28 protein-coding genes are annotated in these 26,033 nt (G+C 68.2%); 22 read left to right on the forward strand and 6 right to left on the reverse strand.

Annotation, left to right across the window (positions count from 1 at the left end; translation table 11 throughout):
* The first annotated feature begins 12 nt into the window (after positions 1-12).
* Complete coding sequence (locus G6N23_RS03480; RefSeq protein ID WP_234808674.1) at positions 13-1,458, forward strand: aldehyde dehydrogenase family protein; 1,446 nt, start codon at positions 13-15, stop codon at positions 1,456-1,458.
* Here G6N23_RS03480 and G6N23_RS03485 read toward each other — a convergent pair.
* Genes G6N23_RS03485 through G6N23_RS03495 form a run of 3 tightly spaced genes read right to left on the reverse strand, consistent with a single transcriptional unit; the run spans position 1,455 to position 4,722 of the window.
* Positions 1,455-3,104: a medium-chain acyl-CoA ligase Mig gene (locus G6N23_RS03485; protein ID WP_085261790.1), complete on the reverse strand. Its 1,650-nt coding sequence runs from the start codon at positions 3,102-3,104 to the stop codon at positions 1,455-1,457. The genes G6N23_RS03480 and G6N23_RS03485 overlap by 4 nt on opposite strands.
* Entirely contained in the window at positions 3,092-3,709 is a 618-nt protein-coding gene (locus tag G6N23_RS03490; protein ID WP_085261791.1) for a cysteine hydrolase family protein, read from the reverse strand. The genes G6N23_RS03485 and G6N23_RS03490 overlap by 13 nt, the downstream gene beginning before the upstream one ends.
* Positions 3,706-4,722, reverse strand: a complete 1,017-nt coding sequence (locus G6N23_RS03495; protein WP_085261792.1) for an aromatic ring-hydroxylating oxygenase subunit alpha — start codon at positions 4,720-4,722, stop codon at positions 3,706-3,708. The genes G6N23_RS03490 and G6N23_RS03495 overlap by 4 nt, the downstream gene beginning before the upstream one ends.
* A gap of 86 nt (positions 4,723-4,808) precedes the next feature.
* Between G6N23_RS03495 and G6N23_RS03500 the strand changes: the two genes are divergently transcribed.
* The 5 genes from G6N23_RS03500 to G6N23_RS03520 are packed head-to-tail and all read left to right on the forward strand — an operon-like array spanning position 4,809 to position 10,072.
* Positions 4,809-6,464 carry a flavin-containing monooxygenase gene (locus G6N23_RS03500; protein WP_085261793.1) on the forward strand — a complete coding sequence of 552 codons (1,656 nt, stop codon included), beginning with the start codon at positions 4,809-4,811 and terminating at the stop codon, positions 6,462-6,464.
* A 5-nt stretch (positions 6,465-6,469) separates the two neighbouring features.
* Positions 6,470-7,573: an alpha/beta hydrolase family protein gene (locus G6N23_RS03505; protein WP_085261872.1), complete on the forward strand. Its 1,104-nt coding sequence runs from the start codon at positions 6,470-6,472 to the stop codon at positions 7,571-7,573.
* Positions 7,570-8,640, forward strand: a complete 1,071-nt coding sequence (locus tag G6N23_RS03510; protein WP_173675041.1) for a phosphotransferase — start codon at positions 7,570-7,572, stop codon at positions 8,638-8,640. The genes G6N23_RS03505 and G6N23_RS03510 overlap by 4 nt, the downstream gene beginning before the upstream one ends.
* A complete protein-coding gene (locus tag G6N23_RS03515) occupies positions 8,637-9,020 on the forward strand; it encodes a nuclear transport factor 2 family protein (protein ID WP_085261794.1) in 384 nt (127 codons plus the stop codon). Before G6N23_RS03510 ends, G6N23_RS03515 begins: the two co-directional genes overlap by 4 nt.
* Positions 9,017-10,072, forward strand: coding sequence for a TIGR03857 family LLM class F420-dependent oxidoreductase (locus G6N23_RS03520; RefSeq protein WP_085261873.1), 1,056 nt, complete (start codon positions 9,017-9,019; stop codon positions 10,070-10,072). The genes G6N23_RS03515 and G6N23_RS03520 overlap by 4 nt, the downstream gene beginning before the upstream one ends.
* A 53-nt stretch (positions 10,073-10,125) precedes the next feature.
* Here G6N23_RS03520 and mftR read toward each other — a convergent pair whose 3' ends face one another.
* Positions 10,126-10,725: a mycofactocin system transcriptional regulator MftR gene (gene mftR / locus G6N23_RS03525; RefSeq protein WP_085261795.1), complete on the reverse strand. Its 600-nt coding sequence runs from the start codon at positions 10,723-10,725 to the stop codon at positions 10,126-10,128.
* A 109-nt stretch (positions 10,726-10,834) separates the two neighbouring features.
* On the opposite strand from mftR, the gene mftA reads away from it, so the two are divergent.
* The 7 genes from mftA (at position 10,835) to mftG (ending at position 17,413) form a co-directional block, all read left to right on the forward strand.
* Positions 10,835-10,936, forward strand: coding sequence for a mycofactocin precursor MftA (gene mftA / locus G6N23_RS03530; RefSeq protein ID WP_085261796.1), 102 nt, complete (start codon positions 10,835-10,837; stop codon positions 10,934-10,936).
* 2 nt (positions 10,937-10,938) lie between these two features.
* The gene (mftB, locus tag G6N23_RS03535) at positions 10,939-11,256 is read left to right on the forward strand and encodes a mycofactocin biosynthesis chaperone MftB (RefSeq protein ID WP_085261797.1); all 318 of its coding nucleotides are present in this window, start codon (positions 10,939-10,941) and stop codon (positions 11,254-11,256) included.
* Positions 11,253-12,449, forward strand: a complete 1,197-nt coding sequence (gene mftC, locus G6N23_RS03540; RefSeq protein WP_085261798.1) for a mycofactocin radical SAM maturase — start codon at positions 11,253-11,255, stop codon at positions 12,447-12,449. Before mftB ends, mftC begins: the two co-directional genes overlap by 4 nt.
* A gap of 3 nt (positions 12,450-12,452) precedes the next feature.
* A complete protein-coding gene (gene mftD, locus G6N23_RS03545) occupies positions 12,453-13,646 on the forward strand; it encodes a pre-mycofactocin synthase MftD (RefSeq protein ID WP_085261799.1) in 1,194 nt (397 codons plus the stop codon).
* A 171-nt stretch (positions 13,647-13,817) separates the two neighbouring features.
* Complete coding sequence (mftE, locus tag G6N23_RS03550) at positions 13,818-14,549, forward strand: mycofactocin biosynthesis peptidyl-dipeptidase MftE (RefSeq protein ID WP_085261800.1); 732 nt, start codon at positions 13,818-13,820, stop codon at positions 14,547-14,549.
* Positions 14,546-15,961, forward strand: a complete 1,416-nt coding sequence (mftF, locus tag G6N23_RS03555) for a mycofactocin biosynthesis glycosyltransferase MftF (RefSeq protein WP_085261801.1) — start codon at positions 14,546-14,548, stop codon at positions 15,959-15,961. The genes mftE and mftF overlap by 4 nt, the downstream gene beginning before the upstream one ends.
* Before the next feature lie 6 nt (positions 15,962-15,967).
* Positions 15,968-17,413, forward strand: coding sequence for a mycofactocin dehydrogenase MftG (gene mftG, locus G6N23_RS03560; protein ID WP_085261802.1), 1,446 nt, complete (start codon positions 15,968-15,970; stop codon positions 17,411-17,413).
* Here the strand turns inward: mftG and G6N23_RS03565 are convergent.
* Positions 17,395-18,648: a cytochrome P450 gene (locus G6N23_RS03565; protein WP_085261803.1), complete on the reverse strand. Its 1,254-nt coding sequence runs from the start codon at positions 18,646-18,648 to the stop codon at positions 17,395-17,397. The two genes, mftG and G6N23_RS03565, sit on opposite strands and share 19 nt — an antisense overlap.
* Positions 18,649-18,815: 167 nt before the next feature.
* On the opposite strand from G6N23_RS03565, the gene G6N23_RS03570 reads away from it, so the two are divergent.
* The gene (locus tag G6N23_RS03570; RefSeq protein WP_085261804.1) at positions 18,816-20,465 is read left to right on the forward strand and encodes a carboxylesterase/lipase family protein; all 1,650 of its coding nucleotides are present in this window, start codon (positions 18,816-18,818) and stop codon (positions 20,463-20,465) included.
* A gap of 90 nt (positions 20,466-20,555) precedes the next feature.
* On the opposite strand, the gene G6N23_RS03575 is transcribed toward G6N23_RS03570, so the two are convergent.
* Positions 20,556-21,029, reverse strand: coding sequence for a hotdog fold domain-containing protein (locus G6N23_RS03575; RefSeq protein WP_085261805.1), 474 nt, complete (start codon positions 21,027-21,029; stop codon positions 20,556-20,558).
* Positions 21,030-21,442: 413 nt separating this feature from the next.
* Here G6N23_RS03575 and rpsJ point away from each other — a divergent pair, with 413 nt between their 5' ends.
* Genes rpsJ through rpsC form a run of 8 tightly spaced genes read left to right on the forward strand, consistent with a single transcriptional unit; the run spans position 21,443 to position 26,030 of the window.
* A complete protein-coding gene (gene rpsJ / locus G6N23_RS03580; RefSeq protein WP_003883485.1) occupies positions 21,443-21,748 on the forward strand; it encodes a 30S ribosomal protein S10 in 306 nt (101 codons plus the stop codon).
* 15 nt (positions 21,749-21,763) lie between these two features.
* Positions 21,764-22,417, forward strand: coding sequence for a 50S ribosomal protein L3 (rplC, locus tag G6N23_RS03585; protein WP_085261806.1), 654 nt, complete (start codon positions 21,764-21,766; stop codon positions 22,415-22,417).
* A complete protein-coding gene (rplD, locus tag G6N23_RS03590; RefSeq protein WP_085261807.1) occupies positions 22,417-23,088 on the forward strand; it encodes a 50S ribosomal protein L4 in 672 nt (223 codons plus the stop codon). The genes rplC and rplD overlap by 1 nt, the downstream gene beginning before the upstream one ends.
* Positions 23,088-23,390, forward strand: a complete 303-nt coding sequence (gene rplW / locus G6N23_RS03595; protein WP_064920825.1) for a 50S ribosomal protein L23 — start codon at positions 23,088-23,090, stop codon at positions 23,388-23,390. The genes rplD and rplW overlap by 1 nt, the downstream gene beginning before the upstream one ends.
* 27 nt (positions 23,391-23,417) lie before the next feature.
* Complete coding sequence (rplB, locus tag G6N23_RS03600) at positions 23,418-24,254, forward strand: 50S ribosomal protein L2 (RefSeq protein WP_085261808.1); 837 nt, start codon at positions 23,418-23,420, stop codon at positions 24,252-24,254.
* A 17-nt stretch (positions 24,255-24,271) separates the two neighbouring features.
* The gene (rpsS, locus tag G6N23_RS03605) at positions 24,272-24,553 is read left to right on the forward strand and encodes a 30S ribosomal protein S19 (protein ID WP_006245110.1); all 282 of its coding nucleotides are present in this window, start codon (positions 24,272-24,274) and stop codon (positions 24,551-24,553) included.
* Entirely contained in the window at positions 24,550-25,173 is a 624-nt protein-coding gene (gene rplV / locus G6N23_RS03610; RefSeq protein WP_085261809.1) for a 50S ribosomal protein L22, read from the forward strand. Before rpsS ends, rplV begins: the two co-directional genes overlap by 4 nt.
* Positions 25,173-26,030: a 30S ribosomal protein S3 gene (gene rpsC, locus G6N23_RS03615; RefSeq protein ID WP_085261810.1), complete on the forward strand. Its 858-nt coding sequence runs from the start codon at positions 25,173-25,175 to the stop codon at positions 26,028-26,030. Before rplV ends, rpsC begins: the two co-directional genes overlap by 1 nt.
* Positions 26,031-26,033 lie beyond the last annotated feature (3 nt).

The raw sequence follows: 26,033 nt of genomic DNA on the forward strand, positions 1-26,033 counted from the left end.
GCGGCCGGCGAGATCGCCGACCTGCAGAACCTGCTGGCAACGCAGCGGCAATCGTTCGTCGCCGACGGGCCGCCCGATGTGGACGTCCGGCATGGCCGCATCGACCGGTTGCTGGCCCTGGTGCTGGACAACACCGACGCCTTCGTCGACGCGATGGCCGCAGATTTCGGGACCCGGTCGCGGGCGGCGTCGCTCTCCACCGAGCTGGTCGGCATGATGCCGGTGATCGAGCACACCAGATCGCATGTCAAGCAGTGGATGCGGGCCGGAAAGCTGATGCGGGCCGCACGGCTGGGCGGGCTGCGGGCCGAAGTGCAGCCCAGCCCGCTGGGCGTGGTCGGGATCATCGGCCCGTGGAACTTCCCGCTGCAACTGGTGGTACTGCCGGCGGCGGCGGCGTTCGCCGCGGGCAACCGGGTGATGATCAAGATGTCCGAAATCACCTCGCGCACCGCCGAGTTGATGAAAGGCCTGACGCCGGGATACTTCGATGCCGAGGAACTCGCCGTCGTCACCGGCGGCGCCGACGTGGCGGCCGCGTTCGCGGGGCTGCCGTTCGACCACCTGTTCTTCACCGGGTCGCCTGCGGTGGGTGCGCTGGTGCAACGCGCGGCGGCCGAGAACCTGGTCCCGGTGACACTGGAGCTGGGTGGCAAGAACCCGGTCGTGGTCGCCCCGAACGCCGATATCGGGCGATCGGCGAAACGGATCGCGTCGGCCCGGATGGTCAACGGCGGTCAGGTCTGCGTATGCCCGGATTATGTGCTGGTGCCCGAGCGCGACATCGACTCGTTCGTCGAGGTCGCCCGGCAGACGCTGCAGGAGATGTTCCCGACCGTCGTGGCCAACGGTGACTATTGCTCGTCGGTTAACGATGCCAATTTCGACCGGGTGCTGGCCCTGATCGACGACGCCCGCGAACGCGGAGCCAGGGTGGAAACCATTGCACCGGAAGGGGAGTCGCTGCCGGATCGCGCCTCCCGCAAGATCGCCCCGACCATCGTTCGCGACGTCGACGACACGATGCGGATCGCCGAGGAGGAGATCTTCGGGCCGGTGTTGATGGTGCAGGGATACCGGACCGTCGATGACGCGATCGATCAGATCAACGCGCGTCCCGCGCCGCTGGTCGCCTACTGGTACGGCCCCGACGACGGCAGCTTCCGGGATTTCGTGCGGCGCACCCGAAGCGGTGGTGTGGCCCGCAACGACTTCGCCGCGCAGATGATCCCGTCGGCTGCCCCGTTCGGCGGTGTGGGGCGCAGCGGGATGGGCGCCTATCACGGCAAGGCCGGCTTCGACGCCTTCAGTCACTACCGAACGGTGGTCGGCTCAGACCTGCCGTTCAGCCTGACCGGGTCCGCGGCGCCGCCGTTCACACCCGGGATGCGGTTCTACGCCGATGCGATGCTGCGCAGGGCGCGCAACCGAACGCACCGGCGACTCAAGCGCGGCTAGCCCTGTTCGGCCTGCTCGCGGGCCCACCGGTAGTCGGCCTTGCCGGCCGGGCTGCGCACGATCTGCGGCCGGAAGACGATCGCCTTGGGCAGCTTGTAGCGGGCCAGCGATCCGCCGGCGTGCTCGATGATCTCGGCCGAGGTGGCGGACGCCTGGTCGGCCAGAGCGACCACGGCCACTACCTCCTGCCCCCAGCGTTCGCTGGGCCGGCCGGCGACCACCACGTCGACCACGGCCGGGTGCGAGGCGATCGCCGTCTCGACCTCCTCGGCGAAGATCTTCTCCCCGCCGGAGTTGATCGTCACCGAATCCCGGCCGAGCAACTCGACCGAGCCGTCGCCCAGATGACGGGCCCGGTCACCGGGAACGGCGTAGCGCACCCCGTCGATCACCGGGAACGTCGCCGCGGTCTTGGCCGCGTCGCCCTTGTAACCCAACGGGACGTAGCCGCGCTGACCCAGCCAGCCCAGACCGTCGTGGCCGGGTGCCAGCACCGAACCGAGATCCTCGGCCACCACGCAAGTGTCCGGCCCGGCGCCGAAGGTCCCGGTCGAGACCGCGCCCGACGTCGACATGTGGCGCATCTGGGCGCCGGTCTCCGACGAGCCGACCCCGTCGATGACCATCGCCCCGGGCAGCGCCTCGACGATCTGCTGCTTGACGTACGGGGTCAACAGCGCGCCGCCGTTGGCCACCACCATCAGCGACGACACGTCGGCCCCGCCCCGCTGGATAGCCGCGATCAGCGGTCGCGCCATCGCGTCACCGACCACGGTGACCGACAGCACCTTTTCCCGCTCGATGGTGCGCACCACGTCGTCGGCGTCGAAATGGTCGACGACCGAAGGGAAGACCAGGGTTTGGCCGGTGTTGATCGCGGTCATCACCGCCCACTGCGCGGCGCCGTGGATCAGCGGCGGCAGGATCATCAGCTTGACGCCGGGATTCTCGGCGACCGGCCCCACGATGTCGTCGATGGAGCCGACCTCGTCGCCGGTCATCAGGTTGCGGCCACCGAACGAGCCCATGAAGATGTCGTGCTGTCGCCACAGCACGCCCTTGGGCATCCCTGTGGTGCCACCGGTGTAGAGCACGTAGAGGTCATCGGGGTCCGGCTGCACCCGCGGCGGTTGCGGCGAGCTGTCCGCCAGGACGGTCTCATAGTCCACGGCGCCGTCGAGCAGGGCGTTGCCGGAGTCGTCGGCGATCTGGATCAGCACCTTCAGTTGCGGCAGCTCGGGCAGCACCTCGGCGAGCGTGGGAGCGAACCTGGCGTGATACACCAACGCGGTGGCGCCGGAATCGGCCAACAGGTAGGCCAGTTCGTTGCGCACGTAACGGTAGTTGACGTTGAACGGCGCGACCCGCGCCCGGAAACTGCCCAGCAGGGTCTCAATGAACTCGTTGCCGTTGTAGGCGTAGATCCCCAACAGGTCCTGGCCGGTCTGGTGTCCGAGCAGGTCTGACCGCGGCGTGTGGCAGCCCAGCCCTTGCGCATGCAGGTACGCCGCCAACCGGTTGGACCGCTCGACGATCTGGGCGTAGCTGAAGCGCCGATCGCCTTGGACCACCAGGTCGCGGTCGGGAATCGCCGCGGCCACCGCCTCGATGACCTCCGGAACGGTGAATTGGGTCAACGGCGCCACGTGCGCATCAGCTCCTCGGTGGTGGTGATTGTCGCCAGCAGGGACAGGGTGTTCTTGATCATCGCAGCCCCGTACTCGGCCGGCACACCGGCCACCGCATCGCGGGGCAGCACCACCCGGTAGGCGGCGTTAACCGCGTCCATCACCAGATTCGGAATGGCCACGTTCAGCGAGACGCCGACCACCACGATGGTCGAAATCCCCAAGTTGCGCAGCACCGCATCCAGATCGGTCCCGCCCATCGGCCCCACGCCGTGGCAACGGCTCAGAACCAGATCCGATGGCTCCGGCCCGAATTCGGGCAGCAGGCTGGCGCCGGGGCTACCCGGATCGATGCTGACGGCGTCACGCCCCGCGGCGAACAGCCGCGCGTTGTGGTTGGATCCCCGTCCGTCCGGCCGTCGGTGCACCAGGCAGTGCACCACCTGCACTCCGGCTGCTCTGGCCACCGGCAGCAGCCGTGCGATGTTCGGACACGCTTCGCGGCGGGCCTCCTCGGCGAGTACCGGCAGTCCGGCATCGGGCCCGACGACTGCGCCCTGCAGCTCCTGAGTCACCAGCGCGGTGTGGCCGGGCGCCACCAGCTCCGCCAGGGCGGCCGTCACGGCAAGGCTGCCGCCGCGGACTCCGGCGCCACATCGTAGAACTGCGTCGCCCATTTCCGCAGCGTCATAAAGGGTTTCGCGTCGACCTTGGACAACGCCGGATGCTCGACGTAGCGCTGGTAACGCCAGATACCCAGGTCGTCCTCGACGGTGGACAGGAACTGCTGCTCGACGCGAGCGCGGATGTCCTCCGGCGGGGCCTCGGAGTCATCGCCGGGAATCCGTGGCCACCAGATCGAATAGAACAGGTCCGAGCAGCCCTCGTCGACCGGGGTGCAGGTGAAGATCAGCCGATGTTGCTGCACGCCTTCGAAGATGCTGATCGCTCCGCCGAGGCCGAACAGATGGGAGTGGAAACGCAGCGCCATCTGATCGGGGTCGTCGCTGTTCACATCGGGGAAGCCGGCGACGAAGTGCCACTCCCGGTCGGTCATCTGCCAGTCCAGCAGCCTCGGTGTCACCGTGGCGTGGTGCACGTACTGGAAATGCGCGCTGTCGGCGGCGTTCTCGGCGACGATCTGCGGATGAACCGGCTCGTCGGCCAGTCGGCGGGAGAACTCCGGATACGCCCGGTAGTAACCCTCGGGCCCGGTGGTGAACTGCGGGAACTTGCCGAAGATGTCCGGCATCTCCCACCCGGGCTCAGCTCCGTCGGGATGATGCCAGACAAACGCGCAGCCGTACTGCTCCATCACCGGATAAACGCGAAGGCGCAACGCCTTGTTGGGCCGGTCCGGCTGGTACGGGATGAACTTGTTGCAGCCGTCGGGTCCCCACTGCCAGCCGTGGAACGGGCATTCCACCCGGTCTTCGACGACCTTGCCGCCGTGGCCGAGGTGGGCGCCGAGATGCTTGCAGTGCGCCTCCATCACGTGCAGCTCCCCGGACTCGCCCCGGTAGGCGACCAGATCCTCACCGAAATAGTGCAGCGCGCGGGTCTTGCCGACCTCGAACTCGGGTGACCAGCCGATCATGAACCAGCCGGTGACTTTCCAGGTGAACGGGACCTTCATTCCGGATTCTCCAGCGCGCGCATAACTGAATACCGTACCGTAAACCTCTCAGTAGAGGAACCCGAAAGCATGGAGGCTGCCACAACATGGCCGAGTCCGTTGCGGCCGCCGGGTCGTCCCCGAGCGGTGCCGAAAAGCGCTACGACGCGCTGGTTATCGGTGCCGGGTTCTCCGGGCTCTACGCCCTGCACAGGCTGCGCGAACTGGGTGTGCGCACCCTGGTATTGGAGATGGCCCACGCGGTCGGCGGGACCTGGCTGGTCAACCGGTATCCCGGTGCGCGCTGCGACATCGAGAGCATCGAATACTCCTACAGCTTTTCCGAGGACCTCCAGCAGGAGTGGGTCTGGACCGAAACCATGCCGGCCCAGCCGGAGATCGAGGCATACCTCAACTTTGTCGCCGATCGGCTCGACCTGCGTCGCGATATCGCGTTCCACACCAAGGTCGTTGCGATGAGCTTCGACGACGACGCCGCGGAGTGGACGGTCACCACCGAGGCGGGGGAGCGTTTCACCGCGCCATTCGTGGTCGCCGCATCCGGGATCCTGTCGGTGCCGCTGGAGCCCGACATCGCCGGGATGGGCGACTTCGGTGGCACCTCGCTCTACACCAGCCGTTGGCCGGCCGGTGGGGTCGACCTGGCCGGCAAGCGGGTGGGTGTCGTGGGCACCGGATCCACCGGGGTCCAGCTGATCCCGGTTATTGCCCGAGAAGTCGATCAGCTCTATGTCTTTCAGCGTTCGCCGGCCTACACCCTGCCCTGGAAGGTCCGTCCGTTCGGTCCCGGCGAATTGGATGCACTCAAGGCCGACTACGCCCAGATCCGCGCCGCGCAGCGAGAGCATCCGGTCGGTGCGGCGCGACTGTCGGCCTTCTCGGTGCTGCTGGACATGCTGGGGCGCCCGCCGGTGAAGTCGGCCTCGCGCGACGAGCAGCTCCGCGCGATCGAGGAGCACGGGGTGATGGGCGCGTTGAACTGGGGCGACGTGTTCTTCGACATCGACGCCAACCGGATGGCCGCACAACTGTACGGCGAAGCGATCGCCCGCATCGTGCGCGACCCGGCCACGGCGGCCGCGCTGGTGCCGAGCCACCCGTTCGCCTGTAAGCGCCCGATCATCGATCAGGGCTACTACGAGACGTTCAACCGTGACAACGTGACTCTGGTGGACCTGCGTGCCGAGCCGGTCGACACCGTGACGCCGACCGGGATACGGACCGAGCGGGACCACTACGACCTCGACGTGATCATCTACGCCACCGGTTTCGACGCCATGACCGGTGCGCTGAGTCGCATCGATATCCGTGGCCGTGACGGGGTGTTGCTCCGTGACGTCTGGGCAAACGAGGGGCCGGTGTCTTATCTGGGACTGCAGGTCGCCGGATTCCCGAACCTGTTCACCGTCCAGGGCCCCGGCAGTCCCAGCGCGGCAACCAATTTCGTCGCCGCTCTGGAGCAGCACGTGGAGTGGATCGGTGACTGCATCGCCTACCTGCGGGCCAACGGGTACCGCACCATCGAGGCGTTACCGGCCGCTCAGACCGAGTGGATCGACCACACCACCTCGTTGGTCGCGCCGACCGTGCTGGTTCACCCGAGCTGCAATTCCTGGTACAACGGCGGAAACGTCCCCGGCAAGAAGCGGATGTATATGGGATACACCGGAGGGATTCCGGAGTACCGCCGCCACTGCGACGAAATCGCCGCCGCCGGTTACAGCGGTTTCAAACTCGGGTGACGACGATGGGGTCGACGCAACGGGTACCGCAGATCATCCGGGGACTGGGTGGGGTGCTGCCCCGATCGGTCCGAGCACTGCAGACCTCAGCGGACTGGACGGCGGCCTCGCCCCGCGGGATGCGTCAACTGGCGGAGGTGCTGTTCGACGAGCTGACGCTGACCGGCATGACGCTGCTTGCTCCGGCCCCGGTGCTGGCTCGCCCGTTGTCCGAGTGTCTGGCGGCCGCCGACGAGCTGTCCGGGCTGGGTATCGACGGGGCGCACACCGCGCCGGATCCACTGCGGGTGGCGACGATTCGTCGGCGCCGGGTGGCAGGGCTGACCGTCGAGCAGCTGAGGTTCCGGCACGACCCCGGGCTGCCGCCGTCGCTGGCGGAGTTCGCCGGCCCGGCGACCGCGGCAGTCGTGGTGTGCCGCCACCGCGGCGGCCCGCGCCCCTGGCTGGTCTGGGTGCACGGAGCCGGTCAGGGCAACTGGTCGGATCTGCTGGTAGCGCGCGTGCAGCGGCTGCACCGGCTGGGTTTCAACATCGCGCTGCCGGTCCAGCCCGGCCACGGCGTGCGTCGCCGCGCCTGGCCCGCCTACCCCGGACATGATCCGCTGGCCAATGTCGCCGGGATGATGCGCGCGATCTCCGAAGTCCGTGCGGTGGTGCGCTGGGCGACGCCGCAGGCTACCGCCGTGACGGTGGCGGGTGTGTCGTTGGGCAGCCCGGTCGCCGGGCTGGTGTCGCACCTGGAGTCCGGCGTCGACGCCGTTGCGGTCTACACCCCGATCGCCGGGCTCAACTCGATGATCGCGCACCATCTGTGGCGATGGGGGCCGGCGGGGCTCTCCGTCGCCGACGCGTTGCGCTCGGAGACGGCCGCGGCATTGATGTCGGTGGTCGATCTGTTGGCCACCAATCCGAGACCGGCTGCCGATCGCCGGCTGATCGTGGCCGCGCGCCACGACCAGATGGCCTATCCCGAACCCGCGGTGGCGCTGCATGACCGGTGGGGCGGCCGGTTGTTCTGGCACGACGGCGGCCACGCCGGACATATCTTCTCGCGGCGGGTGCAGGCGGAGACCGAACCGTTTCTGTCGCAGATCGGAGCTGGCCGATGACCGCGTTGGCGATTCCCTCCGGCATCGACGCTGTGACACCGCAATGGCTGACCACGGCGCTGTGTTCCTGCGGCACCATCGCCGACACCGCTGCAGTCACCGGGGTCTCGGCTGAGCGGATCGCCGAGGACACCGGGTTCTCGGCGTTGCTGTATCGGCTGCGGATCACCGGAAGCCAGGGGCTGCCACCGAGTTTGATCGTCAAGCTGCCCGCCCAGTCCGAGGCCAGAGGGGCCATGGAGATGCTGGGCGGCTACCAACGTGAACTGTCGTTCTACCAATCGGTGGCGGGCAGGGCGCCGCTGCCGACGCCCCGGGTCTACGCCGCCCTGATCGACGGCGTGGATTTCGTGCTGGTGATGGAGGACCTGGCGGACTGGGTCAATGCCGACCATCTCGCCGGGCTCTCGATGCGACAAGCCCGCGTGGCGATCCAGCAGTTGGCCGGTTTGCATGCCTGGTCGGTCACCGCCGCCGACTCCGATGCGCTTGCGGTCTTTCCCAGTCTTGACACGCCGGTTGTTCGTGAGCTGCTGGTTGCGGCCTTCGGAATCGGATGGCAGGTCTACCGCGACAAGTCCGCGGCTCCGGTGCCCGCTGCGGTCGCTCGATACACCGAGCGGTTCACCGAGTTCGCCCCGCAGGCATTGGCGGCGTTGACAGAACGCCGGATGCTGCTGCACGGCGATATCCGTGCTGACAACATGTTCTTCGACGGCGACGCGCTGAAGGTCGTCGACTACCAGTTCGCTTCGCTGGGGTGCGGCGTCGCCGACATCGGATATCTGGTCAGCCAGGGGCTGCCGGTGCAGGCTCGCCGCGGCCACGACGAGGAGCTGGTGCGCGACTACCTGGTCGAGCTCGCCGCGCAGGGCGTCACCGACTACGGCTTCGACGAGGCGTGGCGGCACTACCGGATGGCGGTGGCGTATCTGCTGTTGTTTCCCGTCCTCGCCCTGATCGGCTGGGACACGATGCCGCAGCGCTCCCGCGACCTGTGCCTGACGCTGACCGACCGGGCGGTGGCGACCATCGACGACGTCGATGCGATCGGGGTGTTTGCGTGAGCGGCAGGGTCCGCGGTGCCCGTGAGGTGGTGGAGCTGTACAACCTGGTGGTGTGGAACGAGCGCGATTTCGCGCTCGCCGACGAATTGATCGGTGACGTCGTGGTGCGACACGAGGTGGGCGAAGCGCACACGCTGACACATGACCAGGCTGTTGCGCGGGTGGTGGATCACTGGAAGCTGTTCGACACGCTGCGTTTCGAGCTGAACCTCGTCGTCGCCGGCGACGACGGCGAACACGTCGCCATCGTCTACCAATCACCGATGACCCTGAGCGACGGGACTGAAATGACCGTCAGCAGTATGGAGGTGTTCCGCGTGGTCGACGGGAAGATCACCGAGGTGTGGAACTGCGGATACAAGCAAGGGGTTTGGGCATGACCGACCGCGTACTCGACGAACTGGGCTACTACCTTCTGGCCGGCGCCGGTGGCGAAGGGCCGGCCGCGCTGATGGACGAGGCCCGCCGTGGCGAGCAGCTCGGCTTCGGTACCGCGTTCATCTCCGAGCGCTGGAACGTCAAGGAGGCGTCATCGCTGGTTGGGGCGGCTTGCGCGGTCACCGACAGGATGCAGATCGCCACCGCCGCCACCAATCACAACACCCGTCATCCGCTGATCACGGCGTCGTGGGCGACCACCATGCACCGGCTATCCGGCGGCCGGTTCACCCTGGGCATCGGCCGCGGCGTGGCGGCCATGTATGCCGCGTTCGGCATCCCCAGTGTCACCACTGCGCAGATGGCCGACTTCGCGCAGGTGATGCGGCGGCTTTGGCAGGGCGAGGTGATCTTCAATCACGACGGGCCGATCGGTCGATATCAGGTGCTGTTTCTGGATCCGGACTTCGACGAGGACATCCGGCTGGCGCTGGTGGCGTTCGGACCGAAAACGCTCGAGCTGGGCGGCGCGCTGTTCGATGACGTCATCCTGCACACCTACTTCACTCCGGAAACGTTGCAGCGCAGCGTGAAGACAGTCAAGAATGCCGCGGAACGGGTCGGTCGCGATCCGGCCAGCGTGCGGGTGTGGTCGTGTTTTGCCACCGTCGGCGATCACCTGCCAGAGGAGTTGCGGCTGAAGAAGACGGTCGCGAGGCTCGCGACCTACCTGCAGGGCTACGGCGATCTGATGGTGCGTACCAACAACTGGGATCCCGCTGTACTGCAACGCTTCCGGGAGGATCCGGTGGTGACTTCTATCGCCGGCGGCATCGACCACAAGGCCAGCGCTGATCAGATCGAGCATATTGCCACCCTGATCCCCGACGACTGGCTGGAACCGGCGGCCACCGGTACGGCGCGGCAGTGCGCGGAGCGTGTCCGGGCGGAGTTCGGCTACGGGGCCGACGCAGTGATCATGCACGGCGCCACGCCCGACGAGTTGGAGCCGGTGGTCACCGCCTATCGCGACCTCGCCGACCGCCGAGAGTGACGTTGGCTCACGCTCGAGTCGCGAATGTTCACGCTCGGCGGGGTGGGGCGGCGTCAGTCCAGGCCGCCGCGGATGGCGTCGAATGCGTCGCCGAGAGCCTGTGGCAGTGCCAGGGACGTGTCGCGCAGCCAGTGTTCGTAGGCGCTCAGTGCGACGCCCAGCATCATCCACGCCACCGTCTGCGGCCGCAGGTCGGTCGGGGCCACCCCGTCGCGGCGTGCCACGAATTCGGCGATCACGCTGCGCCACCCCGCGTACATCGTCATCGAGTAGGCCTGCAGTTCGTCGGTTTGCAGGATCACCCGCATTCGCCGCCGATGCCGAGCGGTCTCACCGTCGTCGAAGGTGTTGAACGTCAACAGAGCCGCGCGTAGCGCGTCGCCGAGCGGGGCGTCGGGATCGATACCGTCCAGCAGCTCGCGCAGCTGCCGCAGATGTGCATCGAAGTCACCCCAGGGGATGGCGTTCTTCGAGGCGTAGTACCGAAACAGCGTGCGACGGGCGATTCCGGCGGCATGGGCGACGTCGTCGACACTGACCTCACCGAACCCCCGGGTGGCGAACAGGTCGATCGCCACGGCGGTGATGTGCTCCCGGGTGGTCGAGCGGCGACGGCCGACCCTGGTCTGCGCCTGCGATCCGGTGCCACCCACTTTTCTCCCGACCCATCTTCCGTTCTGACACTCGATGCCATATCCTGACCGGGATTGTGACCGATCCGACAGTGCGCTGTCGACCGAACCGCGAGGAAATACCGGAACCATGGACGCCCAGCAGCAGACCGAAGCCAGCACCCAGACCGATCTCGTCGTTGAGAACCTGGTCGAGGAAGTATCCATCGACGGTATGTGCGGGGTCTACTGACCGTGTCCGCCGCCGCCGGGGCGGCGCGCGTCACCGACACCTTCAACCCGGATCTGGGCTGGCGCCTGCATCCACAGGTGTCGGTGCGGCCCGAGACTTTCGGCGCGCTGCTGTATCACTTCGGGACGCGCAAGCTGTCGTTCCTGAAGAACCTCACCATGGTCACGCTGGTCAACTCGCTGGCCGAGCACCCCGACGCCCGGTCGGCTTGTCGCGCCGCGGGGATCGACGCCGCCGCCGAACCGGCCTACCTGCGTGCCCTGGGCGTCCTGGCGGCGTCCGACATCCTGATCGCCGCGTACCCCGAGGAGACACCGTGACCGCACCCGCCGCAGCCCCGAGCCTGGTCGAGCATTTCGAGCACGGCCTGGATGCGCCGATCTGCCTGACCTGGGAGCTCACCTACGCCTGCAACCTGGCCTGTGTGCACTGCCTGTCCGCGTCGGGCCGGCGTGACCCGCGGGAGCTGTCCACGAGGGCGTGCAAGGACATCATCGACGAGCTGGAACGCATGCAAGTGTTCTACGTCAACATCGGTGGTGGGGAACCCACTGTGCGAGAAGACTTCTGGGAACTGGTGGACTATGCCACCGCCCACCACGTCGGGGTGAAATTCTCCACCAACGGCCTGCGGATCACGCCGGAGGTGGCGGCCAAGCTGGCGGCCAGCGACTATGTCGACGTCCAGATCTCCTTGGACGGCGCCACCGCCGAGGTCAACGACCCGATTCGCGGCAAGGGCTCCTTCGACATGGCGATCCGCGCATTGGAGAACCTGTCGGCGGCCGGATTCGCCGACACCAAGATCTCGGTCGTGGCAACCCGTCACAACATCGACCAGCTCGACGACTTCGCCGCGCTGGCGGCGCGATACGGCGCCACGCTGCGCATCACCCGACTGCGTCCGTCCGGCCGGGGTGTGGACGTCTGGGATGACCTGCACCCGACCGCCGACCAACAGCGCCAGCTGTACGACTGGCTGGTCGCCAAGGGCGAGGGCGTGCTGACCGGAGACTCGTTCTTCCACCTGGCGCCGCTGGGTGAATCCGGTGCGCTGGCCGGACTGAACATGTGCGGTGCCGGTCGGGTGGTCTGCCTGATCGACCCGGTCGGCGACGTCTATGCCTGCCCGTTCGCCATCCACGACGAGTTCCTGGCCGGAAATGTGTTGGCCGATGGCGGATTCGCTCAGGTCTGGAGGCATTCCGAGCTTTTCAACGAGCTGCGCAGCCCCAAGGCGGGCGGTGCCTGTGCCAGCTGTCCGCTGTATGACACCTGCCGGGGCGGCTGCATGGCCGCCAAGTTCTTCACCGGTCTGCCGATGGACGGGCCCGACCCGGAATGCGTCCGCGGCTTCGGTGAGCAGGCGCTGGCCGGCGAGCGACAGAAGCCCCGCCCGAGCAGCGACCACTCGCGTGGAAAGCGCAGCAGCGCGCCGCGGTCTCTGACGGTGCTCGCCCCGGCGGGCCCGGCGAAGGCCCCCAAGCGGCTCTGCGATGAAAGTCCGATCTGACTCATGGCCCGTGACATCTGGTTCGAGACCGTCGCCATCGCCCAGGAAAGGGCGCGCAAACGTCTCCCGAAATCCGCATACTCGTCCCTGATCTCGGCCAGCGAGAAGGGCCTCACCGTCTCCGACAACGTCGAGGCCTTCAGTGAGCTGGGCTTCGCCCCCCACGTCGTCGGTGCGCTGGAGAAACGTGATCTGTCGACAACCGTTATGGGCCAGGATCTTCCATTTCCGGTGATGATCTCGCCGACGGGCGTGCAGGCCGTCCACCCCGACGGCGAGGTGGCCGTCGCGCGGGCTGCCGCCGCGCGCGGCACCGCGATGGGGCTGTCTTCGTTCGCCAGCAAACCGATGGAAGAGGTCATCGCGGCCAATCCCAAGACCTTCTTCCAGATCTACTGGCTGGGGGGCCGGGACGCGATCGCCGAACGGGTCGAGCGCGCGCGGGCCGCCGGTGCGGTCGGCCTGATCGCCACCACCGACTGGTCCTTCTCGCACGGCCGGGACTGGGGCAGCCCGAAGATCCCGGAGCGGATGGACCTCAAGACCATGGTCAAGATGATGCCGGAGGCCCTGACCCGGCCGCGGTGGTTCCTGCAGTGGGCCAAGACCATGCGCCCGCCGAGCCTGCGGGTGCCCAATCAGGGCCGGCGCGGTGAACCGGGGCCGCCGTTCTTCCAGGCCTACGGTGAGTGGATGGGTACCCCGCCGCCGACCTGGGCGGACATCGCCTGGCTGCGGGAGCTTTGGGGCGGGCCGTTCATGCTCAAGGGCGTGATGCGCGTCGATGACGCGAAAAAGGCTGTGGATGCCGGAGTTTCGGCGATCTCCGTGTCGAACCACGGCGGCAATAATCTGGACGGCACGCCGGCCGCGATCCGGGCACTGCCGGCCGTCGCCGAAGCGGTGGGCGACCAGGTGGAGGTGCTGCTCGACGGCGGCATCCGGCGGGGCAGCGACGTCGTCAAGGCGCTGGCGCTGGGCGCCCGGGCGGTGATGATCGGCCGCGCCTACCTGTGGGGGCTGGCCGCGGCCGGGCAGCCGGGGGTGGAAAACGTCCTCGACATCCTGCGCGGCGGTATCGACTCGGCTCTGATGGGCCTCGGGCGGGCCTCGGTGCACGATCTGTCGGCAGACGACGTGTTGATTCCGGCCGGTTTCACCCGGCCGCTCGGCGTGCCGTCCGACGGGGGCCGCTAGCCCGGCCAGGCCGCCCACCTGCGAACTCAGGGTCAGCCACTGGTGCTGCCGTGGCGGACGGGACGGGCGTGGCAAATCCGGGCTCGCCCCCCGGTATGGGCGGTAAGAAATTTCTTTGCCGTGATCGCCAACAACTGGTGTACGGCAGGTGAATTCGCTTACCATCGTCCGATGGCGGTTCGCGGCGACCTCGGTAGCTCGACGTCGAGCCAGCTGCCGGGGCAGCCGGTGACGGTGCTGGTACCGGTCGGGGCGACAGAGCAGCACGGTCCGCACCTGCCCCTGGACACCGACACCCGGATCGCGCAGGCGCTGGCCCGGGCGGTGTCGGAGCGGTTGGCAGGGTCCTCGGCGGGCTCCGTCGGGCACGGTTGGCCGGTGGCGCCGGCGGTGGCCTACGGCGCCAGCGGGGAGCATCAGAGCTTCGCCGGAACCATCTCGATCGGCACCGAGGCGTTGAGCCGGCTGCTGGTGGAGTACGGCCGGTCGGCCTGCTGCTGGGCGCAGCGGGTGGTCTTCGTCAACGGCCACGGTGGCAACGTCCAGGCTCTGGCCGAGGCGGTAGGCCTGCTTCGCTTCGAGGCGCGCGACGTCGCCTGGTTGCCCTGTGCCGCCGCGGATGCCGACGCCCATGCCGGGCACGCCGAAACTTCACTGTTGCTGTATCTTTCGCCCGACGAGGTGAGGTTCGACCAGGCGCATCCGGGTAACAGCGCCCCGTTGGCTCAACTGCTCCCCGCGCTGCGCAGTGGCGGTGTCGCTGCGGTGAGCGCGGTCGGAGTGCTCGGCGATCCGACCACCGCCACCGCCGACGAGGGGAGCCGCCTCTTCGCCGAGATGGTCGACACCAGCGTCGCGGCGATCGAAGCCTGGGCTCCCGGGCCGGACGGAATGCTGCGATGACCCCGCCCCGCCTGCCTGACGGTTTCGCCGTACAGGTCGACCGAAAGGTTCGGGTGCTGGGCAGTGGCTCGACGCTGTTGGGGGGTTCACCCACCCGGTTGCTGCGGCTGGCGCCTGCGGCCCAGGGGATGCTGTCCGACGGTCGCCTGGAAGTGCGCGACGCCGTCAGCGCACAACTGGCCCGCACCCTGCTGGATGCCACAGTTGCCCACCCACGCCCGGCGGGCGGACCGTCACATAGGGATGTAACTGTGGTTATCCCGGTGCGGGACAACGTTGTCGGACTCAATCGGCTGATCGCGTCGCTGCGCGGCCTGCGTGTCGTCGTGGTGGACGACGGGTCGCAGGTGCCGGTCGGCCCGGAGCATCTGACCGAGGTCCGCTGCTGCGAGGTCGAGGTGCTGCGCCACCCGGAGAGCCGGGGGCCGGCGGCAGCGCGCAACACCGGGCTGGCCGCCTGTACGACGGAGTTCGTCGCCTTCCTGGACTCCGACGTGGTGCCGCGCCGTGGCTGGCTCGAGGCGCTGCTGGGTCACTTCTGCGATCCCACCGTTGCCCTGGTCGCACCTCGCATCGTCGGGATGGTCGACAGTGACCACCTGGTCGCGCGGTACGAAGCCATCCGATCATCACTGGACCTCGGTGTTTGCGAAGCACCCGTGGTCCCCTACGGCAAGGTCGCCTACGTCCCGAGTGCGGCGATCATCTGCCGCAGTTCGGTGCTGCGTGAACTGGGCGGCTTCGACGAGGCGCTGCGCTCTGGTGAGGACGTCGACCTGTGCTGGCGGCTGGTCGACGCAGGCAAACGGTTACGTTATGAGCCGATCGCGCTGGTTGCCCACGATCACCGGGTTGCACTGCGGGATTGGGTTGCGCGCAAAGTCTTTTACGGCGGATCAGCTGCACCGTTGTCGGCCCGCCACCCGGACAAGGCCGCACCGATGGTGATCTCCGGATGGGCGCTGGTGGGCTGGGCGCTGATGGCGCTCGGCTCGGCGCTGGGCTACCTGGTATCGCTGGCGATCACGGCGCTGACCGGCCATCGGGTGGCCAGGTCCATGCGGGGGCCGGATACCGCACCCGCCGACGTGCTGGCGGTGACCCTGCGTGGTCTGGCGTCCGCCGGCCTGCAGATCGCCTCGGCGCTGTGCCGGCACTACTGGCCGATCGCACTGCTGGCCGCGTGCGTGTCGCAGCGCTGCCGCCGGGCGGTGTTGTTGGCGGCGATCAGCGACGGAGTAGTGGACTGGCTGCGGCACGCGCGCAGCGACGGCGACGACGCGCGTCCCCTCGGGTTGCCGGCTTACCTGCTGCTCAAGCGGGTCGACGACCTGGCCTACGGGGCCGGTCTGTGGGGCGGCGTGGTGCGGGAGCGCAACCTTGCCGCACTCAAACCGCAGATCCGCAGCTAGGTCGCTTTGACGGGTTCGGTGGTGCACAGCGATGTCCTGGTAGTAGGGGCGGGCAGCGCGGGAGCGATTGTGGCAGAACGGCTGTCGACCGATCCCGCCTGCATGGTGACGGTGTTGGAAGCTGGGTTCGGGCTGGCCGATCCGGCTCTGGCGATGCAGACGGCGAACGGCAGGCGACTGCCGATCGGCCCCGCAAGCCGACTGGTGCGGCGCTACGAGGCGGCGCTGATCGGTCGGGTCGGCCAGTTGACGACGATCGTGCGCGGCGCGACCATCGGTGGTTCCGGAGCCGTCAACGGCGGTTATTTCTGCCGGGGGCTACCGGCCGACTTCAACGCCTGGCCGGCGGGCTGGTCGTGGCCCGACGTACTGGAGTCCTTCAGATCTATCGAGACCGACCTTGACTTCCGCGGTGACCAGCACGGCGACAGTGGACCCATACCGGTTCAACGTACCCATGAAATGTGTGATGGCACAAAATATTTCATCGATGCGGTACAGCGATGCGGATTTGGATGGATTTCCGACCTGAACGACGCGACGATGACGTCGCTGCCCGGTGTGGGTGCGGTCCCGCTCAACATCGTCGACGGCGTGCGCGCCGGGCCGGGCGCGGCGTATCTGGTGCCTGCGCTTCAGCGGCCGAATCTGACTGTGCTCACCGAGACGTCAGCCCTCCGGGTTGAGATCGGACGCGACCGTGCCCGTGCGGTGCACGCAATCGGACCGTCCGGGCCGGTTCGGCTGACAGCGGACCGAATCGTGTTGTGTGCCGGGGCGATCGAGTCGGCGCATCTGCTGATGCTGTCCGGGGTCGGCCCGGAGGCGATGTTGCGGCAGGCGGGCATCGGGGTGCTGGCGGAGCTCCCGGTCGGGAGACACTGCGCTGACCACCCGGAGTGGCTGGTCGCGGCCGACTGGCCGGGCACACCGGACCGCCCTGTCCTCGAGGCCGTGCTGTGCGACGGTGATCTGGAAATCCGGCCCTATTCCGCTGGTTTCGCCACGATGGTCGACGGTGGCGGGCCGGCCGGACCACCTGAGATCGGAGTGGCGCTGATGGCGCCGCTGGCCCGCGGCCGGTTGACGCTGGTCTCGGGCGATCCGCGGGTCTCGCCGCGGATCGAGCACCGTTACGACACCGAACCCGACGATCTGGCGGTGCTGCGCAGGGGAGTCGCCCTGGTTGCCGAGATGCTGGGCTTACGAGCCGACGCCGCGGCGCCGCGTTGGTCGACGTCCCAACACTTGTGTGGCAGTGCACCGATGGGCTCGGACGCCGACGAAGTCGCGGTGGTCGACGAACAGTGCCGAGTGCGCGGCATCGAGGGCCTGTGGGTGATCGACGGAGCGGTGCTACCCCGGATTCCCAGCCGGGGACCGCACGCGACGATCGCGATGCTGGCGCATCGGGCGGCGGAGTTCGTGCGCGCTCAGGAGCGCAGCCGGTAGCGCACCGGCAGGTGCTTGACCCCGCCGACGAACGTCGTCGAAATCAGCTGCGGCTCAGCGGTCATCTCGATGGCGTCCAGCCGGGGAATGAGTTCACGGAAGAAGCTGTCGATCTCCATCCGGGCCAGCGCGGACGCCACACAGAAGTGCACGCCGTAGCCGAACGAGAGATGCTTGTTCGGGTCACGGCCGACGTCGAAGGTGAATGGGTCGTCGAACACTTCCTCATCGTGGTTGGCCGATACGTAGGACAGGTAGACCGATTCGCCCTTGGCGATCGGCACACCACGCACCTCGGTGTCGGCGGTGGCGGTGCGCATGAACTCCTTGACCGGAGTCACCCACCGGATGATCTCCTCGACCGCGGTGGGCATCAGGCCGGGGTCGGCCCGCAAGCGCTCCCGCTGTTCGGGGTGTTCGATGAGTGCCCGCAACCCACCGCCGATCGCCGCGCTGGTGGTGTCGTGGCCGGCGGTGGCGATGATGACGTAGTAGGAGGCGGTGTCGAGGTCGGAGAGCGGCTCTCCGTCGATGCGGGCGTTGGCGATGGTCGACCCGAGATCTTCGGTGGGGTGGGCCCGTCGGTCTGCGGTCAGGGCGTTGAAGTAGGAGAAGAAGTCCAGCAGCACCGGCAGCTGTTCCTCGGGGGTGATGCCGCGCCGGTATTCGTCGTCGTCGCCGCCGAACAGTTCCTGGGTCAACCGCAGCATCCGCGGGAAATCCGATTCCGGCAGGCCCAACAGCGACATGATCACGTACAGCGGGTAATTCAGCGCGATATCCTGGACGAAGTCGCACTCGGGGCCGATCCGCAGCATCTCGTCGACGTAGCGTTTGGCGAGTTCGTCGATGCGCGCCTTCATCGCCCGCATCGCCTTGGGCCGAAACCAGTCCGAGACGATGCTGCGCATCTTGTGGTGAAGCGGGTCGTCCATGTGGATGAGCGTGCGCAGTCCCATTCCGGACTCCAGCAGGGAGCGCCCCAGATCATCGGCCTCGGCGGTGGCCAGCACCGGCCGCGGCTCGTTGATCCACAGCACGTTGTCGCGTTCGATGTCCATGATGTCGGCATGCCGGGTGATCGCCCAGAACGGCCGGTAGGGCGGCTTGTCCACCAACGACACCGGCGCGTGCGCCCGCAGGTGGGTCAGGGCCGCGTGCAGCCGCGGCTCGTCGGCGTAGGCGGTCGGGTCGGCGAACACCCGGGCGGCATTGTCGATTATCGGTGCACTCACGGCGGCTCCTTAGCCCATTTTCTTGACACGTGTCAGCTTTGGTCCAGTGTCGGCGATATTCGCCGCCATGGTGGCGCTTTACGGGGATCCGGCGGGTTTAATTCGGCGGTCCAGCTTCGGCTCTCCTGCGTCGAGCCTCGCTCACCGCCGGATTAGGCTCATCGGTCATGTCGACCGGATCTGATAGCCGCCGCGGCCTGCGGGCGGGTGCCGTCGTGCTGGCGCTGCTCGCGGCATTGGCCGGCGGGTGCGCCCGCTCCGACGGCGCCTCGTCGCAACCGGGCATCGGGCCCCGAGCGGTAGCGCTCAACGCCGACGTGGTGCGGACCGCCGCCGGGCTGCTACGCGGGACGGTCGGGCCGGATCACCGCCTGTTCCAGGGGATCCCGTACGCGGCGGCGCCGGTCGGGCCGCTGCGTTGGCAGCCACCGGCGCCCATGCCGGCGTGGCAGGGCGTGCGCGAGGCGGTGAAACGCGGCCCGTGGTGCATTCAGCCGGACACGGCGGAGGTGGACCCGACCAGCGAGGACTGCCTGTCGCTCAACGTGTGGACGCCGACCGGTTCGGCCGGCGAGCCGCTGCCGGTCATGGTCTGGATCCATGGCGGCAGTTTCATGCGGGGCGCCGGGGACATCTACGACGCGCAGCGGCTGTCGGTGCGGGGCCGCATCGTCGTCGTCACCATCAACTACCGGTTGGGCGCCCTGGGGTTCCTGGCCGATCCCGCACTGGGCGAGGTCGGCAACTACGGGTTGGCCGATCAGCAGGCGGCGCTGCGCTGGGTTCGCGACAACATCGGCGCGTTCGGCGGCGACCCGGCCAAGGTGACCATCGCCGGCGAATCGGCCGGTGGCATGTCGGTCTGCGATCACCTTGCCGCACCGGAGTCGGCCGGCCTGTTCCGGGCCGCGATCATCCAGAGCGGACCGTGTCAGGCGCAGGTCGAGGCCCCCGAGGCCCAGCGGATCAGCCGGGACTACACCCAATCCTTGGGATGTGCCGACCGGAGCAAGGCGGCCGCGCCGGAGGACCCGGAGGTCGCGTCCTGTCTGCGCGGGCTGCCGGCCGACCGGCTGACCAAACCGCTGTGGTACGCCCGGTTCGGCACCGACCAGCTCAGCGGCCCGGCGGTCGGCACCCCGCTGCTGCCCGAGGACCCGGTGCGGGTGTTTCGCGACGGCCGAGACGGCCGCGCGGCTCGGGTGCCGGTGCTGCTGGGCGTCAACCGCGACGAGTTCACCATGTTCGTCGCGCTGCGCTATCTGCGCGTGGGCCGCGAGATCGCCGCCGCGGAGTACCTCGACGAGCTGAAGGACACCTTCGGCTCCGATGAAGGCGCCGCGGTGGCCGACCACTATCCGCCGGCCCGGTTCGGCGGCAGCACCTCGCTGGCGTACGCGGCCGCGGCGACCGACGACATCTTCGCCTGCCAGACCGACCGGATGGCCCGCGGACTGGCCGCCGGCGCGCCGGTGTACGGCTACGAGTTCGCCGACCCGCATGCCCCGGCGCCCGAGCTCTACGACAATGTGCCGTTTCCGATCGGCGCCACGCACTCGCTGGAGATGCGCTACCTGTTCGACATCGGCGGCGCTCCACCCTTGGACCCTGCGCAGCGCCGGCTGTCCGACCAGATGATCGAGTATTGGACCGGTTTCGTGGTCACCGGCGCACCGATCGGTGTCGGCCAGCCGGACTGGCCCCAGATCGTGACCGGCGCCGACCGCCGGTGGATGTCGCTGCGGCCGGACGGCAGCCGGTTGTTCACCGACTACGCCGCCGAGCACCAGTGCGACTTCTGGGCGAGCATCAGGTAGTGCCCCTCGCCGAGCGTGTCCTCAGTGCGAAAATCGGCGTGAAAACTCGCGGTGGATGCACGTTCGGCGGGGAAGAACCTCTGCCGACGGTCACACCGGCGTCACCCAGGTGGTGATGTCGGCGTGCACCACCTCGACGCCGTCGCGATCGGTGACGCTGACCGGCACGACTACCTCGGAGCCTTCGGTGATCGAGCTGAAGTCCGGCGGGTCCAGTCGGGCGGTGGCCCGCAGCGACGTCGTCGCCTTGGTCAGGTAGGCGACGTTCATCGCCTTGGGGATCCAGCGGTGGCTGGACGGCACGGTGGCCTCCATCAACATCCCCATCGCGACCTCGGCTGCGTTGCAGGAGGCGATCGCGTGCACCGTGTGCAGATGGTTGTAGACGAACGGCCACTTGGGCACCAGCACCTCGGCCAGCCCGGGCTCCATCCGGACCACGTGCGGCAGTACCGACGCGAAGTAGGGGACCCGCGCCATTGCCGCGGCCGAGAACAGCCGGGTGCCGCCGGGGATGCCCGCGAGACGTCGCCATGCCCGATATGTACTGGTAGATCCGGTCATGCCGAGCTATCTTACTGACAAGTAAGATTACCGGCCGACCGGCTCCGTGGCGACCGGTTCGGGGCGCCGGCAGCGATACGACCGGGGATTTGGCCGATGACCCGATCTGGGGCATACTGTTCAGGTTCGCCTGAGCCGGGTTTGCCCCTGGCCGGGCATACGACCAGCGCCCACCCGGGCGCGTCCGGTCCCACTCTCGCAGCACGGAGTTTTTTCACCGTGAACGAGGCCGTGTGCGGGCGACACGCCCGACCGCGGGGACCGGTGGACCAGGACAGGTAAACAGCGGCGGCAGCGCCCAGCGCAATGTCCATGCCGGCCCGGAGGGCCGAACGGACGAAAGTGCGCGGGGGCACGGAGTAGACCAGCGGGGCCGGAGACCGGACCCCCTTGCAGAGTGAGGTAGCAGAAGCGTGGCGGGACAAAAGATCCGCATCAGGCTCAAGGCCTACGACCATGAGGCTATTGACGCCTCGGCGCGCAAAATCGTCGAGACCGTCACTCGCACCGGTGCGTCCGTGGTGGGCCCGGTGCCGCTGCCGACCGAGAAGAACGTGTATTGCGTCATCCGGTCCCCGCACAAGTACAAGGACTCGCGGGAGCACTTCGAGATGCGCACCCACAAGAGGCTGATCGACATTCTCGATCCCACGCCGAAGACCGTTGACGCCCTGATGCGCATCGATCTGCCGGCCAGCGTCGACGTCAACATCCAGTAGGAGCCACGAGAAACCATGGCACGTAAAGGTCTTTTGGGTACCAAACTGGGCATGACGCAGGTGTTCGACGAGAACAACAAGGTCGTGCCGGTCACGGTCGTCAAGGCCGGGCCCAACGTGGTGACCCGCATCCGCACCCCCGAGCGCGACGGCTACAGCGCCGTGCAGCTCGCTTACGGCGAGATCAGCCCGCGCAAGGTCAACAAGCCACTGACCGGTCAGTACGCGGCGGCCGGGGTCAACCCGCGCCGGCACCTGGCCGAGCTGCGCCTGGCCGACGAGGAGGCCGCGGCGGCCTATGAGGTCGGCCAGGAGCTGACCGCCGAGATCTTCGCCGACGGTGCCTACGTCGACGTGACCGGCACCTCCAAGGGGAAGGGCTTCGCCGGCACCATGAAGCGGCACGGCTTCCGCGGTCAGGGCGCCGGTCACGGTGCCCAGGCAGTGCACCGCCGGCCGGGTTCGATCGGCGGTTGCTCGACCCCGGGCCGGGTGTTCAAGGGCACCCGGATGTCGGGCCGGATGGGCAACGACCGCGTCACCACCCAGAACCTGGTGGTGCACAAGGTGGACGCCGAGAACGGCGTGCTGTTGATCAAGGGCGCCATTCCGGGACGCAACGGTGGGCTGGTTCTGGTCCGCAGCGCGATCAAAAAGGGTGAGAAGTAATGGCCGCCAAAGAGCAAACGGCACTGAAGATTGACGTCAAGACACCGGACGGCAAGAAGAGCGGCTCGGTCGAGCTGCCCGCCGAGCTGTTCGACGCTCCCGCCAACATCGCGCTGATGCACCAGGTGGTCATCGCTCAGTTGGCCGCAGCCCGGCAGGGTACGCACTCGACCAAGACCCGCGGTGAGGTCAGAGGCGGTGGCCGTAAGCCCTACCGGCAGAAGGGAACCGGCCGCGCTCGTCAGGGCTCGACCCGGGCGCCGCAGTTCACCGGTGGTGGCGTGGTGCACGGCCCGAAGCCGCGTGACTACAGCCAGCGCACCCCGAAGAAGATGATCGCCGCAGCGCTGCGCGGTGCGCTGTCGGACCGGGCGCGCAACGGCCGGATCCACGCGATCACCGAGGTGGTGAGCGGGCAGACCCCGTCGACCAAGAGCGCCAAGGCCTTCCTGGGTTCGATCACCGACCGCAAGCAGGTGCTGCTGGTCATCGGCCGGACCGATGAGACGGGCGCCAAGAGCGTGCGCAACCTGCCGGGTGTGCACATCCTCTCGCCGGACCAGCTCAACACCCACGATGTGCTGCGTGCCGACGACGTGGTTTTCAGTGTCGAGGCGCTGAACGCCTACATCGAGACGCAGACCGCCAAAACCGAGGAGGTTTCGGCCTGATGGCGACCGTCACCGACCCCCGCGACATCATCCTCGCGCCGGTCATCTCCGAGAAGTCCTACGGGCTGATCGAGGACAACGTGTACACGTTCGTGGTGCACCCCGATTCGAACAAGACGCAGATCAAGATCGCGATCGAGAAGATCTTCGCCGTCAAGGTCGCATCGGTGAATACCGCGAACCGGCCGGGTAAGCGCAAGCGTTCCCGGGCCGGCTACGGCAAGCGCAAGGACACCAAGCGCGCCATCGTGACCCTGGCGCCCGGCAGCAAGCCGATCGACCTGTTCGCCGCACCGGCCTGACCGGAGTGAGAGAGAGACCTAACTGACATGGGAATCCGCAAGTACAAGCCGACGACCCCCGGTCGTCGCGGTGCCAGCGTCTCCGATTTCGCCGAGCTCACCCGCTCTCACCCGGAGAAGTCGCTGGTTCGGCCGCTGCACGGCCGCGGCGGGCGTAACGCCCACGGCCGGATCACCACCCGGCACAAGGGTGGTGGCCACAAGCGCGCCTACCGGGTGATCGACTTCCGTCGCCACGACAAGGACGGCGTCAACGCCAAGGTCGCACACATCGAGTACGACCCGAACCGCACCGCACGGATCGCGCTGCTGCACTACCTGGACGGCGAGAAGCGCTACATCATCGCCCCGCAGGGCCTCTCGCAGGGCGACGTGGTGGAGTCGGGCGCCAACGCCGACATCAAGCCGGGTAACAACCTGCCGCTGCGCAACATCCCGGCGGGCACCCTGGTGCACGCCGTCGAGCTGCGGCCGGGCGGCGGCGCCAAGATGGCCCGCTCGGCCGGGTCCAGCATCCAGCTGCTGGGTAAGGAGGGCAGCTACGCCTCGCTGCGGATGCCCTCCGGTGAGATCCGCCGGGTCGACGTGCGCTGCCGCGCCACCGTCGGCGAGGTCGGTAACGCCGAACAGGCCAACATCAACTGGGGTAAGGCCGGCCGGATGCGGTGGAAGGGCAAGCGCCCGTCCGTCCGTGGTGTGGTGATGAACCCGGTGGACCACCCGCACGGTGGTGGTGAGGGCAAGACCTCCGGTGGCCGGCACCCGGTCAGCCCGTGGGGTAAGCCGGAGGGTCGCACCCGCCGGCCGAACAAGCCCAGCGACAAGCTCATCGTCCGACGCCGGCGCACCGGCAAGAAGCGCTAGGAAGCGGAGGGAAAGCGATGCCACGCAGCCTCAAGAAGGGTCCGTTCGTCGACGACCATCTGCTCAAGAAGGTCGACGTTCAGAACGAGAAGAACACCAAGCAGGTCATCAAGACCTGGTCGCGTCGGTCGACGATCATCCCGGACTTCATCGGGCACACGTTCGCCGTTCACGACGGCCGCAAGCATGTCCCGGTATTCGTCACCGAGTCGATGGTCGGGCACAAGCTCGGCGAATTCGCCCCGACGCGCACCTTCAAGGGACACATCAAGGACGACCGGAAGGCTAAGCGCCGGTGAGCGTAACGACTGAATTTCCGTCTGCTGTCGCCAAGGCCCGCTTCGTGCGGGTGTCGGCCAGCAAGGCGCGCCGGGTAATTGACCTGGTGCGCGGCAAGTCCGTGGCCGAAGCGCTGGACATCTTGCGCTGGGCGCCGCAGCAGGCCAGCCTGCCGGTGGCCAAGGTCATCGCCAGCGCGGCGGCCAATGCCGAGAACAACGACGGCTTGGACCCGTCCACCCTGGTGGTGGCGACCGTCTACGCCGACGAGGGCCCGACCGCCAAGCGGATCAAGCCGCGCGCTCAGGGGCGCGCCTACCGGATCCGCCGGCGCACCAGCCACATCACTGTGGTGGTGGAGAGCCGGCCGGTGACCGGCGGCGGTTCGGCGCAGTCCGCCGGCGCCGCCCGGGCGCGTCGTGCGCAGGCCAGCAAGGCCGCCGCCACGAAGGCGCCGGCCACGAAGGCCACCGCCAAGAAGGCTCCGGCCAAGAAGGCCACGGAGGCCAAGAAGGCCACGGAGGCCAAGGCAACCGAGAAAGCGGCGGCGAAGAAGGCGCCCGCCAAGAAGGCGGCCGAACCAAAGGCTGAAGCCAAGAAGGCGCCTGAGACGTCCGACGCGAAGGAGGGCTCGGAGTAATGGGCCAGAAGATCAACCCGCACGGCTTCCGGCTCGGGATCACCACCGACTGGAAGTCGCGGTGGTACGCCGACAAGCAGTACGCGGACTACGTCAAGGAAGACGTGGCGATCCGCCGGCTGCTGTCGACCGGGCTGGAGCGCGCCGGCATCGCCGATGTCGAGATCGAGCGCACCCGTGACCGGGTCCGCGTGGACATCCACACCGCCCGGCCGGGCATCGTCATCGGCCGCCGCGGCACCGAGGCCGACCGGATCCGTACCGACCTGGAGAAGCTGACCGGTAAGCAGGTGCAGCTGAACATCCTCGAGGTCAAGAACCCCGAGTCGCAGGCGCAGCTGGTGGCCCAGGGCGTCGCCGAGCAGCTGAGCAACCGCGTGGCGTTCCGCCGGGCGATGCGCAAGGCGATCCAATCGGCGATGCGCCAGCCCAACGTCAAGGGCATCCGGGTGCAGTGCTCGGGCCGTCTCGGCGGCGCCGAGATGAGCCGCTCGGAGTTCTACCGTGAGGGTCGGGTGCCGCTGCACACGCTGCGCGCCGACATCGACTACGGGCTCTACGAGGCCAAGACCACCTTCGGCCGGATCGGCGTGAAGGTCTGGATCTACAAGGGCGACATCGTCGGTGGCAAGCGCGAGCTCGCTGCCGCCGCACCGTCTGCCGACCGTCCCCGCCGGGAGCGGCCGACGGGCACTCGCCCGCGCCGCAGCGGTGCCTCGGGTACCACCGCGACCAGCACCGACGCCGGGCGGGCCGCCGAGAGCACCGAGAACACCGCTGCTGCCGAGCCAGGCCCGGAGGGCCAGGGAAGCACGGTGACCGCGGAGCCGCAAGCAACGCCGAGCACGGAGAGCTGAATC

Source organism: Mycolicibacter terrae (assembly GCF_010727125.1).
GTDB classification, from domain to species: domain Bacteria; phylum Actinomycetota; class Actinomycetes; order Mycobacteriales; family Mycobacteriaceae; genus Mycobacterium; species Mycobacterium terrae.

Bases quoted from the DNA above. Each gene is read 5' to 3' on its own strand.
- G6N23_RS03575 (WP_085261805.1), bottom strand. From the start codon at position 21,029: ATGACCGGATCTACCAGTACATATCGGGCATGGCGACGTCTCGCGGGC.
- mftA (WP_085261796.1), top strand. From the start codon at position 10,835: ATGGACGCCCAGCAGCAGACCGAAGCCAGCACCCAGACCGATCTCGTC.
- G6N23_RS03500 (WP_085261793.1), top strand. From the start codon at position 4,809: ATGGCCGAGTCCGTTGCGGCCGCCGGGTCGTCCCCGAGCGGTGCCGAA.
- G6N23_RS03510 (WP_173675041.1), top strand. From the start codon at position 7,570: ATGACCGCGTTGGCGATTCCCTCCGGCATCGACGCTGTGACACCGCAA.
- G6N23_RS03505 (WP_085261872.1), top strand. From the start codon at position 6,470: ATGGGGTCGACGCAACGGGTACCGCAGATCATCCGGGGACTGGGTGGG.
- G6N23_RS03570 (WP_085261804.1), top strand. From the start codon at position 18,816: ATGTCGACCGGATCTGATAGCCGCCGCGGCCTGCGGGCGGGTGCCGTC.
- mftD (WP_085261799.1), top strand. From the start codon at position 12,453: ATGGCCCGTGACATCTGGTTCGAGACCGTCGCCATCGCCCAGGAAAGG.
- rplC (WP_085261806.1), top strand. From the start codon at position 21,764: ATGGCACGTAAAGGTCTTTTGGGTACCAAACTGGGCATGACGCAGGTG.
- G6N23_RS03520 (WP_085261873.1), top strand. From the start codon at position 9,017: ATGACCGACCGCGTACTCGACGAACTGGGCTACTACCTTCTGGCCGGC.
- rplW (WP_064920825.1), top strand. From the start codon at position 23,088: ATGGCGACCGTCACCGACCCCCGCGACATCATCCTCGCGCCGGTCATC.
- G6N23_RS03495 (WP_085261792.1), bottom strand. From the start codon at position 4,722: ATGAAGGTCCCGTTCACCTGGAAAGTCACCGGCTGGTTCATGATCGGC.
- mftF (WP_085261801.1), top strand. From the start codon at position 14,546: ATGACCCCGCCCCGCCTGCCTGACGGTTTCGCCGTACAGGTCGACCGA.
- rplB (WP_085261808.1), top strand. From the start codon at position 23,418: ATGGGAATCCGCAAGTACAAGCCGACGACCCCCGGTCGTCGCGGTGCC.
- rplD (WP_085261807.1), top strand. From the start codon at position 22,417: ATGGCCGCCAAAGAGCAAACGGCACTGAAGATTGACGTCAAGACACCG.
- rpsC (WP_085261810.1), top strand. From the start codon at position 25,173: ATGGGCCAGAAGATCAACCCGCACGGCTTCCGGCTCGGGATCACCACC.
- rpsS (WP_006245110.1), top strand. From the start codon at position 24,272: ATGCCACGCAGCCTCAAGAAGGGTCCGTTCGTCGACGACCATCTGCTC.
- mftE (WP_085261800.1), top strand. From the start codon at position 13,818: ATGGCGGTTCGCGGCGACCTCGGTAGCTCGACGTCGAGCCAGCTGCCG.